This window comes from Arthrobacter sp. V1I7, from assembly GCF_030817015.1.
In the GTDB taxonomy this organism is placed as follows: Bacteria; Actinomycetota; Actinomycetes; order Actinomycetales; family Micrococcaceae; genus Arthrobacter.
On sequence record NZ_JAUSYS010000001.1, the window covers coordinates 3,926,428 to 3,944,661 of the forward strand.

Here is an 18,234-nt window from a genome sequence, read left to right on the forward strand (position 1 = left end):
TGTCATGAAGATCAACGCCTTCGCGGATGTCAGCCTGCGCGCCATGATGGTGCTCGCAGCCGCTCCCGACGGCGGACTCCTCACCACCCAGAGCATCGCCGACGCCGTGGGAACGCCGTACAACCACGTCAGCAAGGCGGTCGCGAAGCTCCGCGAGCTGGGCCTGATCGAGATCGAGCGGGGCCGCCGCGGCGGGTCGAGGCTCAGCGGCGCCGGCCGCGCCGCCACCGTGGGACAACTCCTGCGCCAGCTGGACACCCGGACCGATCCGGCCGATTGCGTCGCCGCGACAGCCACCTGCCCGTTGGTCAACGAATGCCGGCTCCGGGCCGCCCTGTCCCGGGCCCGCGAGGCGTTCTACAGCGAACTCGACGGCATCGTCGTCGCGTCCCTGCCCACCTCGCGGCAAATGAACCCCGTGTTCCAGGCCATCGGGCTGCGCCCCGGGCTCTGAGCCGCCAGCCGGGCCGGCCGGCACGCCCGGGAGTCCCGGCGATTTGGCCATGTTTTCTACGCCGTGTAGAACTGAGCTATAGATACTCGTATTTCAAATGCGGGTATTCAGCCGGTCCGGTTGAAGACGCCCGGGCCACTATCTCAGGAGTCAACATACTCTCGGACAAGTCCTTCCCCGTCATCGAGGCCACTCTTCCGCTGGTCGGTTCCCGGATCGGGGATATCACGCCCAAGTTCTACGCCCGCCTCTTCGCAGCCCACCCCGAATTGCTGGACGGGCTCTTCAGCCGCTCCAACCAGCGCTCCGGCAACCAGCAGCAGGCCCTGGCCGGGAGCATCGCCGCTTTCGCCAGCCACCTGGTCAGCAACCCCGGAACCCTCCCCGAGACCGTACTCGCCCGCATCGCACACCGGCATGCCTCCCTCGGCATCACCGAGCCGCAGTACCAGGTGGTTTACGAGCACCTCTTCGCCGCCATTGCCGAGGATCTGGCCGACGTCATCACTCCTGAAATCGCCGAGGCCTGGACCGAGGTGTACTGGCTCATGGCGGACGCGCTGATCAAGCTGGAGAAGGGCCTCTACGCGGCGCAGGCCAACGGCAAGATGTGGAGCCCCTGGCGCGTCGCCGCGAAGACCGCCGCCGGCACCGGTGCCATGACCTTCACGCTCGAACCCGCCGATGACACCCCTATTACGCCCGCACTGCCGGGCCAGTATGTCAGCGTCAAGGTTCAGCTCCCGGACGGACTCCGCCAGGTCCGCCAGTACTCGCTCTCCGGTGACGCCGGCACCAGCCGCACTTTTACCACCAAGAAAGACGACGGCGGCGAGGTCTCGCCTGTACTGCACAACACGGTCCAGGTGGGCGACGTCCTCGAAGTGTCGAACCCCTACGGCGAAATCACCATCAAGGACAGCGACGGCCCGGTGGTCCTGGCCTCCGCCGGTATCGGCTGCACGCCGACCGCCTCCATCCTGCGTTCCCTGGCCGCGTCCGGCTCCGAGCGCCAGGTCCTGGTGCTGCATGCGGAGAGCACCCTGGACAGCTGGGCCCTCCGTTCCCAGATGACGGACGACGTCGAACGCCTCGACGGTGCGGATCTGATGCTCTGGCTGGAACAGCCGGTCGCCGGAACCAGGGCGGGCTACATGACCCTGCGCGAGGTGGACCTGCCGGCCAACGCCTCGCTGTACCTCTGCGGGCCGCTGCCGTTCATGAAGAGCATCCGCAATGAGGCCATCAACGCCGGCATCCCGGCCACCCGGATCCACTACGAGGTCTTCGGTCCGGACATCTGGCTCGCCAGCTAGCCGAGTTCGACGGCGGCCTGGCACCTTTCGCAGCAAAGGCGCTGGGCTGCCGTCGGGGTTAAACCGAGCAAACAGCCCGGACATCTGGCTCCCCCGCACCGGTCACCCGGCGGCCGGAACCCCGGTGATCGCGTGGCCGAAGCGCAACAGGTTGCCCGGGTCGTAGCTGGACTTTGCGGCCCTCATCCGTTCGTAGACCGCCGGCGACCATGCCCGGGCACGGTCAGCCTCATCGCCCGGCTCGCCGTGGAAGTTGACCAGCGTGTACCCGGTCGAATAGGGAGCCATCGCGGCGAGGATGGCACGGATGGATTCGGTGACGGCCGGCAGCACCGGCGGCAGCTTGAACCCGAGGAGGAACAGCAGGAACGCCGCGTCGCGTCCGGAGACGGCGTCCGGCAGGACACCGCCGCGGGACAGCGCCCCGCCCAGGGGCCGGATCTCGATCATGAGCAGCGGGCAGTCCGTACCGTCCCCGGCAAGCCTGAGCAGCTCCCCGACGGCCTCCTCGCCAAATTCCTTCAGGAGCGCGCCACCGTCCGTGAACGGGAGCGGATCCACCGGATCCATATGGATCTGGTCGACGTCCAGGTAGTTCATGGGCCCGGCCGTGTCCATCAAAGGGGTCGAGACCGCGCGCATCGGAGCAAGTAGCGCATCGCCTTCCTCCCGGTTCCCAAGGAAGGCCAGGCGCAGGTGGACCACAAACTGGCCCCGGAGCGGTGCGGGAACGAAGTCCATGTCCGGAAGGCGCAGCAGGGAGATCGACGGCGAGGCAGCGTCAGGAAGCGTGGGCAGCCACGCGCGGAACGCGGCCAGGACAGGGGCCGCATCCGCCCCGGGGTAAATAATCCCTCCGCCGTAGAACTCGCCCAGCGGAAAGAGGCTGAACTCGAGGGCGGTGACGATCCCGAAGTTGCCCTTGCCCCCGCACATCAGTGCGAAGAGCTCGGCCTCGGCATCGATCCGACGCAGCGCGCCGTCGGCAGTTACGACCTCCATGCTGCGGACGTGGTCCGCCGCGAAGCCGTGGGCGTGGCCCAGCACGGGCAGTCCCCCGCCGAGGGTGTATCCGACCACGCCGACGTCGGTGCTCGATCCGTGCAGTCCGATCAGCCCATGCGGGACGCTCGCTTCCAGGACGCTCCGCCATTTGACGCCGGCCCCGACCTGGGCGGTCCGTTCGACCGGATCGATCTGCACCTCCTGCAGCCGCCGCGTGTTGATGAGCAGCCCGCCGTCGACCGCCGATTCCGTGCCGTGCCCGGTGGACTGGACGGAGACCGGCAGTCGGCGTTCCGCCGCCCACTTCACCCCGGCGGCGACGTCCTGCGCGTCTGCGGCACCAAGCACGACGTCGGGCCGGTGGACCGTGGCGACGTTAAACGCGAACGTCTCCTCGGCGAATTCGGGACTGTCCGGCACGGCCACGATGCCGCTGACGGCCATGGACAAGGCATGGATGTCGTCGTTGACGAGCATGATGAACTCCTGAGGGCTCGCTTCAGCGAGCAGGTCGGGGGCACAGCTGCATGCGCCTGGAATGCCCCAGCACTCTCTCCGGTCGGCGGACGGCCCGGCTGATGAATGCGGTCGAGCCTAGTGTGCTTCCTCGGACCCTGGCTAGAGACCAAAGTCCCCCAGTGAACTACCTATCTGACACCCGTGGCCCGGCGCTGGCTTCGGGGGCTGATACCCACACCTCGGCCTCGGCGCCCGCCACGGCGGGACCGTACCCCAACACGAACTACGGCATCACCCTGGACACCGGCCTCATGGCCGGCTGGACCGTGTCCAGCCGGCCATCACGGGCACCGGCGCCGACAGCTCCTGGTTCTGGTCCCGACAAGCGACAGCTGCCGCTGACGACGGCGGCGCCGCACCTCTCGAAAAGGTGCGGCGCCGCCGTCGGTCACTGCTGCTGTGGTGCCGGCTGCTAGCGAGCCGCCAGACGGGACTTCAGTCCCACGAATTCGGCGCGGAGCGCCTTCGGCAGCGACTCGCCGAACCTGGCGAACCACTCTTCGATTGAGGCCAGCTCTGCCGCCCACTCCTCGGGATCCACGCGGACCGCGTCTTCAACGTGCGCCTCGGTCAGATCCATGCCCGTGAGGTCCAGGGAGTCTCCGGTCGGTACGTAGCCGATCGGCGTATCGACGGCGTCAGCCTTGCCTTCGAGGCGCTCGATGGCCCACTTCAACACCCGGGCGTTGTCGCCGAAGCCGGGCCAGGCGAAGCCGCCGTCGGCCGTGCGCCGGAACCAGTTGACCAGGAAAATCTTGGGCAGGCGTTCCTGGTTGGCCTTGGCGGACAGGTTGACCCAGTGGTTCAGGTAATCGCCTGCGTCGTAGCCGATGAACGGCAGCATGGCCATCGGGTCGCGCCGCAGTACGCCGACCTGGCCCGCGGCCGCCGCCGTGGTCTCCGAGGAGAGCGTCGAACCCATGAACACGCCGTTGGACCAGCTGCGGGCCTGCGTCACCAGGGGGATGGTGGTCTTGCGGCGTCCGCCGAACAGGATCGCGGACAGCTCGACACCGTCAGGGCTGAAGTATTCCTCGGCCAGCATGTCGATCTGGGAGATCGGCGTGCAGAAGCGGGAGTTCGGGTGGGCTGCCGGCTTGTCCGAACCAGGCGTCCAGGAGTTGCCCTGCCAGTCGGTCAGGTGCGCTGGGGTCTCCTCCGTCATGCCCTCCCACCACACGCCGCCGTCGTCGGTGAGGGCGACGTTGGTGAAGATGCTGTGGCCCTTGGCGATGGCGCGCATGGCATTGGGGTTGGTGCCCCAGCCGGTGCCAGGGGCGACGCCGAACAGGCCGGCCTCCGGGTTGGTGGCGCGCAGTTCGCCTTCCTTGCCGATCCGCATCCAGGTGATGTCGTCACCGAGGGTTTCGACTTTCCAGCCCTCGATGGTCGGATCAAGCAGGGCGAGATTGGTCTTGCCGCAGGCCGACGGGAAAGCCGCGGAGATGTAGTACTTCTTCTGCTCCGGGGAGGTGAGCTTGAGGATGAGCATGTGCTCGGCGAGCCAGCCCTCGTCGCGGGCCATGACCGAGGCGATACGCAGGGCGTAGCACTTCTTGCCCAGCAGGGCGTTTCCGCCGTAGCCGGAGCCGAAGGACCAGATGGAGCGCTCTTCGGGGAAGTGCACAATCCACTTGTCCGGGTTGCAGGGCCACGGGACGTCGGCCTGGCCGGGGGCCAGCGGGGCACCCAGGGAATGCAGAGCGGGGACGAAGAAGGCGTCTGTAGCGGTGATGCGGTCCAGGACCTCGGTGCCGATCTGGGCCATGATGCGCATGGAGGCGACAACGTAGGCACTGTCCGTGATCTCCACGCCGAACTTGGGATCCTCGGCGTCGAGGTGGCCCATGACGAAGGGGATGACGTACATTGTGCGGCCGCGCATGGAACCGGCGAACAGGCCCTGCAGCTTCGTCTTCATCTCCGCCGGAGCCATCCAGTTATTGGTGAAACCTGCGTCGCGCTTGTTTTCGGAGCAGATGAAGGTCTGCTCTTCGACGCGGGCCACGTCGGCGGGGTCGGAGAACGCTGCGAAGGACTTGGGGAACAGCTCCTCGTTCAGCCGGGTCAGGGTGCCGGCTGCTACCAGCTCGTCAGTGAGCCGGGTGTTCTCCTCTTCGGATCCGTCAACCCAGTGGATCCGGTCCGGCTGGGTCAGTTCAGCTATCTCTTCGACCCATGCCAGCAGACCGGCATGTGTGGTGGGTGCTTTTTCAAGCAGCGGCAGTCGCGCCAGATCGCCCATTACGGTTCCCTTCCTCGGGTTCAGTGGTGTGTCCTAAATGTAGGGCTAGATCACCCCGCAGAAATTGGCCCAGATGTGGGATGCCCGGGAGGCTGGAAATGAAAAAGCCCGGAAATTCAGGGAAGTAACGCTACGAACACACGCCCTTTAGTGATGAAGGTCACATAGACCGGTCTAGTCGCCGAGATTACACCTGTTTCGATTTGTAACTACGGCCCCTCCTCGCGTAAAGTAATTCGAGGTTCGGGGAGCGAGAAGTTCTCCAAGAGCCGAGAATGCGCCCATAGCTCAGCTGGATAGAGCGTCTGTCTACGGAACAGAAGGTCAGGGGTTCGAATCCCTTTGGGCGCACAGGAGAAAAAGATCCGCACCGGTCCGCCGGTGCGGATCTTTTCGTTTACCCCGCGAGGCGGTTACTCCGCTCGCTTGCCCCGCGAGGCGGTTACTCCGCGATCACCTCGGTGATCCAGCGTCGGATTCCATCGAAGTGCCTGCTGAGCAGCTCGTCGCCCAGCGGCTCGTTGCCGGTGGCGACGGTCTCACCCAGGCAGTGCCGGTCGGGGCCGGGAGAGCCGGGCGTAGGATTCTGCCATGACTGCACAGCTTGAGCGGGAATTCGATGTCATTGTGATCGGCGCGGGCGCCGCGGGTGAGAACGTGGCGGACCGCGTGGTCCAGGGCGGCTTGTCGGCGGTCCTCATCGAGGCGGAACTGGTGGGCGGTGAGTGCTCGTACTGGGCGTGCATGCCGTCCAAGGCGCTGCTCCGGCCCGGCACGGCCCTGCACGGAGCACAGTCGGTCCCCGGCGCCGCCCAGGCTGTCACCCGGACCCTCGATGCCGCTGCCACCCTGAAGCGACGTGACTACTTCACCTCCAACTGGCAGGACGACAGCCAGGTCAAATGGGTCGAAGATACTGGAATTGAGCTGATCCGCGGCCATGGCTGGCTCACAGCTCCGCGGAAGGTGGAGGTATCCGGGCTGGACGGCAACAGCTATGCGCTCACGGCGCGGCACGCCGTCGTGGTTGCGACCGGGTCCACGCCCAACCTGCCGCCGGTCGAAGGACTGGCCGGCGTCGAGTATTGGACCACACGCGAGGCCACGTCCGCCCGCGAGATTCCCGAACGGCTGGCCGTGCTCGGCGGCGGCGTCGCCGGCACGGAACTCGCCCAGGCATATGCGCGCCTGGGATCGAAGGTGACACTCGTTGCCCGCGGGGGCCTGCTGCGAGTTTTCCCCGAGGAGGCTACGAAGCTCGTTGCAGCGGGGCTGCGAGCCGACGGCGTCGAACTCCAGCTGCACACCGGAACCCAAAGCGTCCGCGAGAACGGCGACCGCTCCCTCACGCTGGTGCTCGAGGGCGGCACTGAGGTCACGGCGGACAAACTGCTCGTCAGCAGCGGCCGGCACCCGGCCCTCGAGGGGCTCGGCCTGGAAAATGTGGGGCTCGCCGCCGGGGAAGGAAAACCGCTGCGGCTCAGCACCGACGCCACCGGCCTGATCCCCGACGCGACGGACGACGGCGGGCCGTGGCTCTACGCCGTGGGTGACGCCGCCGGGAAAGTGATGCTGACGCACCAGGGCAAGTACGAGGCCCGGGCCAGCGGGGACGCCATCGCCGCCCGGGCCCGGGGTGAACTCACCGGCGAGCCGGCCCCTTGGAGCCGCTACGCCCAAACAGCCGACGACCACGCCATACCCAATGTGGTGTTCACCGACCCCGAAATCGCGAACGTGGGCCGCTCCGTGCAGCGGGCGGAAAAGGAAGGCTTCCGGGTCGCCGCGGTGGAGTTGCCCATCCAGGTTGCGGGATCCTCGCTGCATGCCGAGAACTATGAGGGGTGGGCGCAGCTGGTGGTCGACGAGGACCGCAAGGTCCTGCTGGGCGCCACCTTCGCCGGCCCCGACGTGGCGGAGCTGCTGCACGCCGCCACGATCGCGATCGTGGGCGAGGTCCCGATGGACCGCCTCTGGCACGCGGTGCCGTCCTACCCGACGATCAGCGAAGTCTGGCTCCGGCTGCTGGAAGCATATGGGCTGTGAGCGCGCGGGAGCCCGGCAGGTCCGGTGGCCAGGCGTAACGGGACGTCCGACAGCTCGCTTCCAACCGAGGGACATGCTCATTCTGCGCGGCGACTCCGCGGGACATGCCCATTCTTAGCGGCGCCTCCGCGGGACATGCTCATTCTTCGCCGCGACGGGCGGACATAATGCCACTATGTCCATCCCCGGTGCCCGCCACGGGACATGCTCGGTGCTGACGACCGGACACGCCCGGCTCCAACCGCGGGACATGCTCATTCTGCGCGGCGACTCCGCGGGACATGCCCATTCTTAGCGGCGCCTCCGCGGGACATGCTCATTCTTCGCCGCGACGGGCGGACATAATGCCACTATGTCCATCCCCGGTGCCCGCCACGGGACATGCTCGGTGCTGACGACCGGACACGCCCGGCTCCAACCGCGGGACATGCCCATTCTTCGCGGCGACTCCGCGGGACATGCCCATTCTTCGCCGCGACGGCCGGACATAATGCCACTATGTCCATCCCCGGTGCCCGCCACGGGACATGCTCGGTGCTGACGACCGGACACGCCCGGCTTCCAACCGCGGGACATGCTCATTCTTCGCGGCGACGGCCGGACATAATGCCACTATGTCCATCCCCGGCGTGCGCCACGGGACATGCTCGGTGCTGGCGACCGGACACGCCCTGCTCCAACCGCGGGGCATGCTCATTTCTGTGCCGTTCGGTGGGGCATGGCGCTTGCGCACGGCGCCAGCGAAGGTCCATGCGCGGCTATGTGGCTAAAGTAGCCGATGCTCAGGGATGATTGGTCACATGCGTCACATGGGTAACAGCGGCAGGATGGCCATCGGGGCGTTCCTGGCCGCCGTCGCGTTGCTGGTCCTGACAGGCGCCACCTTGCACGAGGCGGTGCTCATGTGGTTCCTGGCCGCTTCGGCCGCGGCCTACGTGGCCTGCGTGGCGGAGGTAGTCATCCGTCGTCGGCACAAGACCCTCGCGGCCAGCGGAATCGGCAGTATCCTCTTCCTCGCCTTCGGCATCGCCTTCCTGCGGCAGTGGGGGCTGGCATTCAACCCGGATCCGGGCGCCATGTCCGCCCCGGTGAACATGTCCCATCCTGACCTCTACTTCTACCTCGCAGCAGGATCAGGCGCAGCCACCCTGCTGCTGCTGTTTGCCGGAACCGTGCTGCCCGGCAGGCGCGGAAGAGCCCGTGCCTACGCCTCGCGCCGTCCGGCGTCGGCCCCCCGCTCCGGCGCCAGGGGTGCGTCGTCGCGAGGCACATCCTCCCGGGGCACATCCTCCCGCGGCACAGTTGCCAGGGGCGCAGCCCGTGGGACGACCGCGCCTCCGGCGCCGCGGGGCCCTGCCGCCAGGACGGCCGTCCCCAGAACAGCAACCCCCCGGCCCGCCGCCAAGGTGCCTGCCATCAAGTCCCCTCCGGCCAAGTCACCCGCCCCGTCTCCGACCCGTCCGTCGGCAAGGACGTCCGCCCGCCGCTGAGTGTGCCACCTCGGGCGCGCGGGCCGCAGCACAGCCGCGGCGACCCGACCCAGCAACAGCACTTCCGCCATGGACGGCACCTAACCGGAGCACCAGCCACGCCGCCGGCATGCCGACGATGGGGACCAGCAGCGTGAGAGGGACGACGGCGGAGGACGGGTAAAGCCCGACCAGCCGGTTCCAGATCCCGTAACGCACCAGGGAACCGAACACGGGGGTAAACAGGGCGCTCACGAAGGTGACGGGCTGCAGCACCGCTCCACGGCGCCGGACAGCTCCGCCGGGCCGTCCAGCAGGAGTGAAAGTCCCAGCAGCCGGGTAGCGGCACCACGGCCCGGACCAGACCACAAGCCCCAACCCGGAGGCCGCCTTCACCTTTCGGGGCGACCAGGCGAACTGGCCTGCGCTCATGAAGAGCCCGACGCCGACCGTCGCCTTCCAGCTCACGCCGGGCGAGGGTTCACGGTGCCACTATGCCGGTTTCAGCCGCGCCGCGCCCCCCTCTGCGGGAGGGGTGTTCGCGTTCCAGGGCAGGCCCGAGCGCCCGTGATTTCGTAGCTAGCAGTCAGAGATTCCGAGGCTTGTCGCCGCGAGGCTGATCATCCTCCGGCCGGTGGGTGCCGGGGCCTCCCTCGACATGGTTCCTCGCGCCGCGGTCCCGGCGCAGATCCTCACTGCTGGATCCTTCGCGTGTCGCTTCTTTCCCTGACTTGTTCTCGCCGCCTTTGGTGGTCACCACGTCAGGATCCAGCTCGTCAGCCTTCCGCCGTTTTTCCTGGACGTCGGTACGGACACTCTCGGCCTCTTTCTGCCTGCCGCGGGCCTCCTCGCGCAGACGCTCGGATTCCACTTCCGCCTGTTTTGCGTCGGCTTCGGCGCGCAGCCCCTTCGCCTCACGCTCCTTGGCGCCGAGCTCGTCGGCTTTGGCTTGCTCACGCATCTCCACTGCCCGGTTCCGGTTCGCGTCCACTTTGCGCTTGCGGCTAAGGACGACTGCCACCGCGATGATCGCCAGCACGACGATGACGCCGATGATGATTCCTATGAGCTGCCCAGAATCCACGATGATCCACCTTTTCTCTCGAACGTTAAAGTCGATGAGTAGACAGCATCAGTAAACCGCAGAAACGGTCCGGTGACCATGGATCGGGCGGCACGGGAAGCCGCGGTTGAGTGGCTATTTGGCCCGGGGAACCTTAAAATGCGTGAGCCGGGCGTCCTGGCCATCGAGTTCGGCCCAGGTCTTCTCCGTCTCCAGCACGGTCAGGCCGCTCGTGGGATAGCGCGTTGCCGCGTCCATATAGGCATCATGGTTCGAATCACGGGAAGCCAGGTGCATCGCAAGGTCCTGCACGCCCGGCATGTGCGCGATCACCATCAGCGTGGTGACCGTGTCCGGAACATGGTTGATGACGGTCAGCATCCGCGGCGCCGAGGCGGAGTAGAGGCCGTCCTCGAGTTTCGGCGTCGGGGCCTTGTCGCCGAGTTCATTGCAGACCCAGGTGCAGGTCTGCCGGGTCCGCAGCGCGCTGGAGCACAAAATGAAATCGGGGATCACGTGATGCTTGAGCAGCCATTTTCCGGCCATCGGAGCGTCCCGGTGCCCACGCTCTTCCAGGGGCCGCTCGTGGTCCGCAACGCCCCCCGGCCAGTCGGCTTTGGCATGGCGCATTATCACCAGCCGTTTGATGTGATGGGCGCTCATGACCCAATCCTAGTGGGGCGGCGATTCGACCGGCGCGCACCGCTCCATCCTCTGCCGTTGCAGCAATGGGGTCCCCTGGAAATGGACGGGGATCCGCCCGGATAGTGCGCCGAGGGACGTCCGAAGAACGAAAAGGCGCCCGCCCCCGCAAGAGGGACGGACGCTTTGCGTGAAACTAAAGGCTTTACGTGAGACTAAGGCTAGATCGAGTATTCCGGGGCGGCCCAGACCACAACTTCGGGGTGCTCGTAAAAGCGGTAGCCCTGGCCACGCACCGTGCGCACGGTGTTCGCGAGCCGGCCGAGCTTGGAGCGCAGGCGGCGGATGTGCACATCGATCGTGCGCTCGTTGGGCACTTCTTCGGCGTTGCGCCACAGTCCTTCGAGCAACTCGTCACGACCCACCGTGCGGGTGCCGTTCTCCACCAGGTAGTTCAGGAGCTCGAATTCCTTGAACGTGAGGTTCAGGGATTCTCCGTCGAGGTGGACCTCACGGCGGGCAAGGTCGATGAGGACGCCGGAAGGACGCGGATCCTGCGGCTGCTGGAGGCGGGCCGTCTCGGCGCGCTGGCGGGCACCGACGGTCGGGTCGCCGAAGGTGGAACGGACGACGTCGAGAGCCGAACCCTGGGCGCTGGCCGGCGCGAGGGCGACGGCGGCGTAGCTTTCCGCGCCGGAAACGAGGGACTGGGCGTAGGCCCGGATCTCCTGGGCGAGCTTGGCAATGGAGGTGCCGGCAGCTGCCGCGGTTTCCTCATCGATGCCCATGTAGAGCACGAAGCCACGAGCCACGTTGTCGCTCGCGACGGGGCGGACGGGGCTGCCGCCGCCCGGGGCGATCACGGGGATGGGAGCCGTGGCCGGGGCTGCCGGAACAGCGCGGAGCTGGCCGTAGGAATTGGGGTTGTAGCCTTCTGCCACATAACCCGGGGCCGGGAAGGTGTTGCTGGGGCCGGCAGGAGCGAAGGACTGCCGTCCGCCACCGAATCCCTGGCGGGTTCCGGAGGCCTGACCGGGCTTGCCGGCGTTACGGACGGAGATGTGGACGTATCCGGATGCAACTGACATGAATGCTTACCTCAATGTGAATTGGCCGACATCGCGGCTCGAATGCTACTTTTCCCGCAATGAAAACTGGGGAGGGGCGCCCGACTCTCTGGGCTGTGGCGAATGCCTAAAAACTGTCTGGGGTGCAAAAGTTAGGCGTGCATTCGACAACAGCGCATCTCGAACACAGCGGGTGCGCTGATCCAGGAAGCTGCGGCTGCAGGTGCTGTTGAGTTCTTGTTCACAATGGAAGTGTGCAACGTAACAATGAGAACTTGCAAGTAACAAAGGGCCGCAGCGTCCGCATGGTGAGACCAAAATGCCGAATGTAGTGTAAATCACAATTCTACTGCCGCGGGAAAATAGCGGTTGTTTTCTTGTCTCGCCCCCCAGTTCGCGTACTTCGCCGAAGAAAGTTCGATGCTATGGATGAATCGCGCAGAATCATTCAAAGCCACCCACCTTGGCGAAACCCCCGCTTACTGATCATTGAATGTCCATCGTCCACGAGGTGGTCATGCGCCTGAAGCCCGAAACGCCGGAGGGGCAGGCGGAGGGTCGTCTTCCGGGAACGCGTGCCGCCAGCTGGCCTGCGTCCAGCTCGTCAGGCTGGGATTCACAGGTGCCGCACAGGATTCCCAAAGCCCCGCCTAACCGGTAGAACGGAGAGTTGTCCCATGGCCACCTCGCACTCCATGACCAACAACCTTCCCCAACTCAGCCACCCGGACGGCTCCCCCATCCGTGCTCTTGTGGTGGACGACGAACCGAGCCTGTCCGAGCTCATGAGCATGGGGCTGCGGATGGCCGGCTGGTCCGTGGCCGTCGCCGCCGACGGGCCCGAAGCGGTCAAGCTCGCCAAAGACTTCCGCCCCGACGTGCTGGTGCTGGACGTCATGCTTCCCGGGTTCGACGGCGTCGAACTGCTCGGCCGGATCCGAGCCTTCGCACCGGAGATCCCAGCCCTGTTCCTGACCGCCAAAGACGACGTCCACGACCGGATCATCGGCCTCGCAGCCGGCGGTGACGACTATGTCACCAAACCCTTCAGCATGGAGGAAGTCCTGCTGCGCTTGCACCGGCTGGTGCAGCGATCCGGCGTGGCGGCCATGGACTCAGCGGAACTCGTGGTCGGTGACCTCGTGCTCAATGTCGACACCCGGGAAGTTACCCGGTCAGGCGAGGAACTGCACCTCACGGCAACGCAGTTCGAACTGCTGCGCTATCTCATGGAGAACCCCAAACGCGTCATCAGCAAAGCGCAGATCCTGGACCGGGTCTGGGATTACGACTTCGGCGGCCAGGCCAACATCGTCGAGCTGTACATTTCCTATCTCCGCAAGAAAATCGACGTCAACCACCCGCCGATGATCCATACCGTGCGCGGCGCAGGCTACGTCCTGAAGCCGGCGGACTGATCCGTGTCCGACATCTCCGGTAAGGTCCGCACTCCCGGGCGCAATTGGCGGGACCCCGCCACCTGGCATCTGCGCACCCGGCTGGTCCTGGTCGCCATGGCGCTGCTGGTGGCCATCTGTGGTGCCATCGGGCTGTTCAGCTATGCCTCCATGGATTCGTTCCTGACCCGCCAGTTGGACGTACGCCTTGGACAGGTTTCACGGATTTCCAACGACGCTGGTCGCCCCCCGGCCGGCAACCCCGGAGGCAGGCCGGATCCCTTGGAAGCCAGGGGCCAAGGGATCGGTACGTTGACGGCCCGTATCGCCGGCAGCGCGGTCAGCAGTGCCGGCTTCCTCGCCGGGGACGCCACCCGGAAAAGCCTCTCGCCCGACGACGAACAGGTCCTCCTCGCGCTCCTTCCCGACGGCGTCCCTGTCGACCGGACACTCTCCTCCGGTGCGTACCGGCTCTCGGCCGTGCAATCCCCCCAAGGTGACGTCATCGTGACCGGACTGCCACTGGCCGAAAAGCAGAACACCCTGTCCTCGCTCGTGTGGACCATGGTGGTGGTATCCGCCGGCGGCCTCGTTCTCATCGGCCTCGCCGGCACCGTACTCATCCGCCGCACCATGAAGCCGCTGGAAAAGTTGTCGGAGGTGGCCACGAAGGTTTCCCGCCTCCCGCTCGACGCCGGTGAGGTGGCATTGGCGGTACGGGTTCCGGCGTCGGCTGCCCATCCCGGCACGGAAGTAGGCAGCGTGGGCCACGCGCTGAACCAGATGCTGGACAACGTCTCCAAGGCACTGGAGGCGCGGCAGCACAGCGAAATGAAAGTGCGCCAGTTCGTGGCCGACGCCTCGCACGAGCTGCGGACCCCGCTGACGGCCATCCGCGGCTACACCGAGCTGATGCGGATGACCGAGCACTTCACCCCGGACGGTGCGAAGTCCCTGGCCCGGGTGCAAAGCCAGTCCGAGCGGATGACTGCACTGGTTGAGGACCTGCTGCTGCTGGCCCGCCTGGATGAGGGGCAGCCGCTCAAGCTCAGCGACGTGGACCTGACCCAGCTGGCGATCGAAACGGTCAGCGACGAAAAGGTCATGGCGCCGGACCACGCCTGGCGGCTGGAACTCCCGGAGGAACCGGTGGTGGTCCGTGGCGACTCCACGCAGCTCCACCAGGTTCTGGCGAACCTGCTGTCCAACGCCCGCAAGCACACCGCCCCCGGGACGACGGTGGTCACGGGCGTGATGCGTGCAGCCGACGGGAGCGCGGTGGTCACGGTGACCGACAACGGCGACGGGATCCCCGCCGAATTTTTAAGCCAGGTCTTTTCACGCTTCGCCCGCGCGGATGCCGCCCGGAAAAACCCGGCGGTTACGACGGCGACAGCCGGCGGTGCCGGCAGGTCCGTCGGCTCCGGGACGGCGGGCGGACCGGGAGCTCAGACCATGGCCCCGGCGCCCACGGCCGAGGGGACCAGCGGGCTGGGCCTGTCGATCGTGCAGTCGATCGTTGAAGCCCACGGAGGCAGCGTCGAAGTCAGCTCCCGACCGGGCCGGACCGAATTTGCCGTACGGCTCCGCGGAGGCCCCCGGCCGTCCTAGTGTGCCCTCTCGGCCACCCCGCAGCCCGCCGCAGGCGCCCGTTTCCACGGTTTCGTGCCGCCCGGCTTGCGGTGCCTCGGATGGGCAGCAGTGCACCGTCGAATCGGCGCGCAGTCCCGGCAGCGGAGGAGCGCAAGGCGACACACCGCCGCCGTGTGTTCCGTTATCCAAATGTGACGTACGTATGAAACTCCTGTACGGTCGATAGAGTGCGGCCGGAACTGGAGCCGCATATCCGGATGACGCCCAACTCTGCCGCCTCCCGGAAACCGCTGGACCAGGCAGAGGCGGGGAACCCAGAGTTCCCGGGCAGCCTGCATCCAGGCACCCTTGGGGTTAAGCCGACACGTGAGAATCCGTGCGGCCGGATTTCTCATCCGCACCCGACAGCTAACTCCGTAGGCGTTGAGAGGCATCATGACTGAATTCAAGCTACAAACGCGCCGTGACGGCGATGCAGGCACGCCCCGCCGTGCCGATTCCCGCCATCGCGCCGATCCAGCCCAGCCCATCCCGGCCCGGTCCCGGTTTGCCAAAGGCGTCGGTTACACCGGGCGTCGGGCCGCCGTCGTCGCCACCGCCTGCGCGGTCCTCCTCGGAGTCGGCGCGGCCGGACAGGCTGCCGAGTCCAGCCATTCCAGCGCCGGCAATGCCGGCGCGTCCGCCATCGCGGCCGACCTGCTGACGCCCCTCGACTTCGAACGGGTCCGCGCCGACGCACCGTCGCCGGCGCCTTCGGCGGCAGCTCTCCCGGCACCTTCGGCTGCGGCCAGCGTAGAAGCCCCCGCCACGGCGGAACAGCCAGCCGTAGCGCCGGCCCCCGCCGCCGAAGCCGCTCCTGCCGCCGCGCCGGCACCAGCCGCGGCACCAGCGCCGGCGCCGGCACCGGCCCCGGCCCCTGAAGCGGCAAAGCCCGTTGCCGTCGACGACCCCGCCGGGGCGCAGGCATATGCCGCAGCCCAGCTGGGTTCCTACGGGTGGGCCGCCGACCAGATGCCGTGCCTGGCGAAACTCTGGACCAAGGAGTCGGACTGGAAGACCACCGCCACGAACCCCAGCAGCGGCGCCTATGGCGTGGTCCAGTCCCTGCCCGCCGAGAAGATGGCGAGCGCCGGCGCGGACTACCGGACAAATTATCGGACCCAGATCAATTGGGGCCTCGACTACATCAAGCAGCGGTACGGCTCCCCGTGCGGGGCCCTGAACTTCCACTACGCGCACAACTGGTACTAAACCGCAAGGCACTGCCCGCCCGCACAACAGCATCAGAACGCCCCGGATCCCCGCGATCCGGGGCGTTCCTGCTACTGGGGCGTCCGTGGCCGGCGCCGTCCCACGTGCACGGCACCCGCACGGCCCGGCTACAGCCCTCGTCAGGGCCGCCGCCCTTAGGGCCGGGGGAGGTCTAGCCGTCGGGCCGGTTGGGGAGGTACTGCACGGCCCATTTGTTGCCGTCGGGGTCGGCGAAATAAACGAAGTGCCCCCAGTCCTGGATATCGACGTCGCTGACGTCCACGCCGTTGTCCTTGAGCTGTTTGTGCGCGGCCTGGATGTCGCTGACGACGAGCTGCAGGCTGGGGGCGGTGCCCGGCGGCGCGTCGTTGAGGCCCTCGCCGATGGCGATCGAGCAGCCGGAGCCCGGCGGGGTCAGCTGGACGAAGCGGAGGCCCTCCACGGGCCGCTCGTCGTAGTCGGCGTTGAAGCCGACCTTGTTGACATAGAAGTCCTTGGCACGGTCCACATCGGACACCGGGACAAACACGAGTTCAAGTTTCCAGTCCATGGGGGTCAGGCTAGTCCCGGGGCGGTGCTGTGCGGAACCCCCGGTGGCCCGCAGGCGGCGCAGAGCACCGGCCCGCGGCACGGCTTGGTGTGGCTAGTCAGCCGGCGATGCCGTAGAGGCGGTCGCCGGCGTCGCCCAGGCCGGGCACGATGTACGACTTCTCGTTGAGCTTCTCATCGATCGACGCGAGCACAATCGTCACGTTGGCGTCCGCGAGTTGTTCCTCCAGCTTCGCCAGCCCTTCGGGGGCGGCGAGCAGGCAGATGCAGGTGACGTCGGAGGCGCCGCGCTTGAAGAGGAACTTGATGGCCTCGCGCAGGGTTCCGCCGGTGGCCAGCATCGGGTCCAGGACGAAGATCTGGCGGTCCGTGAGGTCCTCGGGGAGTCGCTCGGCGTAGGTGATGATGTCCAGCGTTTCCTCGTCCCGGGCCATGCCCAGGAAACCGACCTCGGCGGTGGGGACCAGCTTGGTCATGCCCTCGAGCATGCCGAGTCCGGCGCGGAGGATGGGAACCACCAGCGGGGTGGGCTTCGTGAAGGCCGTGCCGATGGTGGTGCTGACCGGCGTCTCGATGGTCACGGGCTGGGTGCGCACCTCACGGGTGGCCTCATACGCCAGGAGCGTGACGAGCTCTTCCGTGAGCTGCCGGAAGACCGGGGACGGGGTGTTCTTGTCCCGCAGAACGGTGAGCTTATGGGCGACCAGCGGGTGGTCGACAACGAGAGTGCGCATCCGTCAAAACTATCACCCGGCCGCCGGGGATCTGCCCGAGGGTCCCGGCGTATCGGGATCGTCCGTTTCGATGGGACGGCTGCTGCCGGAGCCGCCGCTAGCCACAGTTTCGCCGTCGTTGAGGTGGGCTGGGTGATCAAACGTGGGTGCCGGACCCACGTGTTCCCGGTGTCGCAGGGCGTGGAAGAGCCTGTGGGCCAGGATCACGATCCCCACCCAGGCCAGCCCCAACGCCCACCCGATGATGACGTCCGTCATCCAGTGATGGCCGAGGTAGACCCGGCTCATGCCCATCCCGCCGATGAAGATCACACCCGCGGCGATCATGCCGATGTGGGCAAGCGTACGTTTCACCTGCAGGCAGGCGAGGTACACCACCAGCCCGATCACCACCGTGGTGTTGAGGGTGTGGCCGCTGGGGAACGACGGCGAGTTCTCGTAGGGCGCCACAGCGTCGGCGTGGTCCGGGCGGTTCCGGCCGATCAGTTTCTTGCCCAGCGTGGTGGCCGTGGTGGAGACAGCGGCAGCGCCTCCGATCAGGATCAGCGGCCGCCAGGTCCGGGAGGCCCAGGTCAGCCAGGCCGTGAGGATGCTGGCCAGGATGGGCATGCCGGTTCCGCCGCCGATGTTGGTGAACCCTGTGACGAAGGAGTCCAGCCCGGGGCTGCGCAGCTGTTCCATGAAGGCCAGGGTCGGCCTGTCCAGATTGGCCAGACCGGCATCGTCCACGACGTTGGCATAGACCTCGGCGCTCAGCACTGCCAGAACCACCACGATGACGCCGCCGACGAGCATCGTGATCCAAAGAGCGGCGTAAGGCACCACCCATTTCCCCCAGCGCTGCGTCAGCCAGCTCTCAGTTCGGGTGCTCACGGCTGCCTCTC

At 66.9% G+C, this 18,234-nt stretch carries 16 protein-coding genes, 1 tRNA gene and 1 riboswitch; of the genes, 8 read left to right on the plus strand and 9 right to left on the minus strand.

Annotated features, from left to right (window positions below; translation table 11 throughout):
* Window positions 1-4: 4 nt before the first annotated feature.
* Window positions 5-454 carry an Rrf2 family transcriptional regulator gene (locus QFZ69_RS18005; RefSeq protein WP_306913308.1) on the plus strand — a complete coding sequence of 150 codons (450 nt, stop codon included), beginning with the start codon at window positions 5-7 and terminating at the stop codon, window positions 452-454.
* 155 nt (window positions 455-609) lie between these two features.
* A complete protein-coding gene (locus QFZ69_RS18010; RefSeq protein ID WP_307000478.1) occupies window positions 610-1,770 on the plus strand; it encodes a globin domain-containing protein in 1,161 nt (386 codons plus the stop codon).
* Between the two features lie 102 nt (window positions 1,771-1,872).
* Here QFZ69_RS18010 and QFZ69_RS18015 read toward each other — a convergent pair whose 3' ends face one another.
* A complete protein-coding gene (locus QFZ69_RS18015) occupies window positions 1,873-3,252 on the minus strand; it encodes an FAD-binding oxidoreductase (RefSeq protein WP_306913310.1) in 1,380 nt (459 codons plus the stop codon).
* Between the two features lie 454 nt (window positions 3,253-3,706).
* Window positions 3,707-5,539, minus strand: a complete 1,833-nt coding sequence (locus QFZ69_RS18020) for a phosphoenolpyruvate carboxykinase (GTP) (protein ID WP_306913313.1) — start codon at window positions 5,537-5,539, stop codon at window positions 3,707-3,709.
* Between the two features lie 277 nt (window positions 5,540-5,816).
* Here QFZ69_RS18020 and QFZ69_RS18025 point away from each other — a divergent pair.
* Window positions 5,817-5,890: transfer RNA gene (locus tag QFZ69_RS18025), tRNA-Arg, on the plus strand.
* 91 nt (window positions 5,891-5,981) lie between these two features.
* Here QFZ69_RS18025 and QFZ69_RS18030 read toward each other — a convergent pair.
* A complete protein-coding gene (locus tag QFZ69_RS18030) occupies window positions 5,982-6,140 on the minus strand; it encodes a hypothetical protein (protein WP_306913315.1) in 159 nt (52 codons plus the stop codon).
* On the opposite strand from QFZ69_RS18030, the gene QFZ69_RS18035 reads away from it, so the two are divergent.
* Together QFZ69_RS18035 and QFZ69_RS18040 are read left to right on the plus strand one after the other, a co-directional pair.
* Complete coding sequence (locus QFZ69_RS18035; protein ID WP_306913316.1) at window positions 6,131-7,585, plus strand: NAD(P)/FAD-dependent oxidoreductase; 1,455 nt, start codon at window positions 6,131-6,133, stop codon at window positions 7,583-7,585. The two genes, QFZ69_RS18030 and QFZ69_RS18035, sit on opposite strands and share 10 nt — an antisense overlap.
* An 800-nt stretch (window positions 7,586-8,385) precedes the next feature.
* The gene (locus tag QFZ69_RS18040; protein WP_306913318.1) at window positions 8,386-9,075 is read left to right on the plus strand and encodes a hypothetical protein; all 690 of its coding nucleotides are present in this window, start codon (window positions 8,386-8,388) and stop codon (window positions 9,073-9,075) included.
* 565 nt (window positions 9,076-9,640) lie between these two features.
* Here QFZ69_RS18040 and QFZ69_RS18045 read toward each other — a convergent pair.
* The 3 genes from QFZ69_RS18045 to QFZ69_RS18055 form a co-directional block, all read right to left on the minus strand.
* On the minus strand, window positions 9,641-10,138 hold the full coding sequence (locus tag QFZ69_RS18045; protein ID WP_306913320.1) for a hypothetical protein: 498 nt from the start codon (window positions 10,136-10,138) through the stop codon (window positions 9,641-9,643).
* Window positions 10,139-10,252: 114 nt separating this feature from the next.
* The gene (locus tag QFZ69_RS18050) at window positions 10,253-10,780 is read right to left on the minus strand and encodes a histidine phosphatase family protein (protein WP_306913322.1); all 528 of its coding nucleotides are present in this window, start codon (window positions 10,778-10,780) and stop codon (window positions 10,253-10,255) included.
* A 200-nt stretch (window positions 10,781-10,980) separates the two neighbouring features.
* Window positions 10,981-11,847 (minus strand): winged helix-turn-helix domain-containing protein, encoded by an 867-nt coding sequence (locus tag QFZ69_RS18055; protein WP_306913324.1) that lies wholly within the window; start codon window positions 11,845-11,847, stop codon window positions 10,981-10,983.
* A 656-nt stretch (window positions 11,848-12,503) separates the two neighbouring features.
* Between QFZ69_RS18055 and QFZ69_RS18060 the strand changes: the two genes are divergently transcribed.
* The 3 genes from QFZ69_RS18060 (at window position 12,504) to QFZ69_RS18070 (ending at window position 16,067) form a co-directional block, all read left to right on the plus strand.
* On the plus strand, window positions 12,504-13,244 hold the full coding sequence (locus tag QFZ69_RS18060) for a response regulator transcription factor (protein WP_306913325.1): 741 nt from the start codon (window positions 12,504-12,506) through the stop codon (window positions 13,242-13,244).
* A gap of 3 nt (window positions 13,245-13,247) precedes the next feature.
* Window positions 13,248-14,834, plus strand: a complete 1,587-nt coding sequence (locus QFZ69_RS18065) for a HAMP domain-containing sensor histidine kinase (protein WP_306913327.1) — start codon at window positions 13,248-13,250, stop codon at window positions 14,832-14,834.
* A gap of 260 nt (window positions 14,835-15,094) precedes the next feature.
* Window positions 15,095-15,251, plus strand: a riboswitch (cyclic di-AMP (ydaO/yuaA leader).
* Window positions 15,252-16,067: a hypothetical protein gene (locus QFZ69_RS18070; protein WP_306913329.1), complete on the plus strand. Its 816-nt coding sequence runs from the start codon at window positions 15,252-15,254 to the stop codon at window positions 16,065-16,067.
* Window positions 16,068-16,239: 172 nt separating this feature from the next.
* Here QFZ69_RS18070 and QFZ69_RS18075 read toward each other — a convergent pair whose 3' ends face one another.
* From QFZ69_RS18075 to QFZ69_RS18085, 3 genes are all read right to left on the minus strand, one after another.
* Window positions 16,240-16,617 (minus strand): VOC family protein, encoded by a 378-nt coding sequence (locus QFZ69_RS18075; RefSeq protein WP_306913331.1) that lies wholly within the window; start codon window positions 16,615-16,617, stop codon window positions 16,240-16,242.
* Window positions 16,618-16,714: 97 nt separating this feature from the next.
* Window positions 16,715-17,350, minus strand: a complete 636-nt coding sequence (upp, locus tag QFZ69_RS18080) for a uracil phosphoribosyltransferase (protein WP_306913333.1) — start codon at window positions 17,348-17,350, stop codon at window positions 16,715-16,717.
* 12 nt (window positions 17,351-17,362) lie between these two features.
* Entirely contained in the window at window positions 17,363-18,223 is an 861-nt protein-coding gene (locus tag QFZ69_RS18085) for a phosphatase PAP2 family protein (protein WP_373461724.1), read from the minus strand.
* Window positions 18,224-18,234 lie beyond the last annotated feature (11 nt).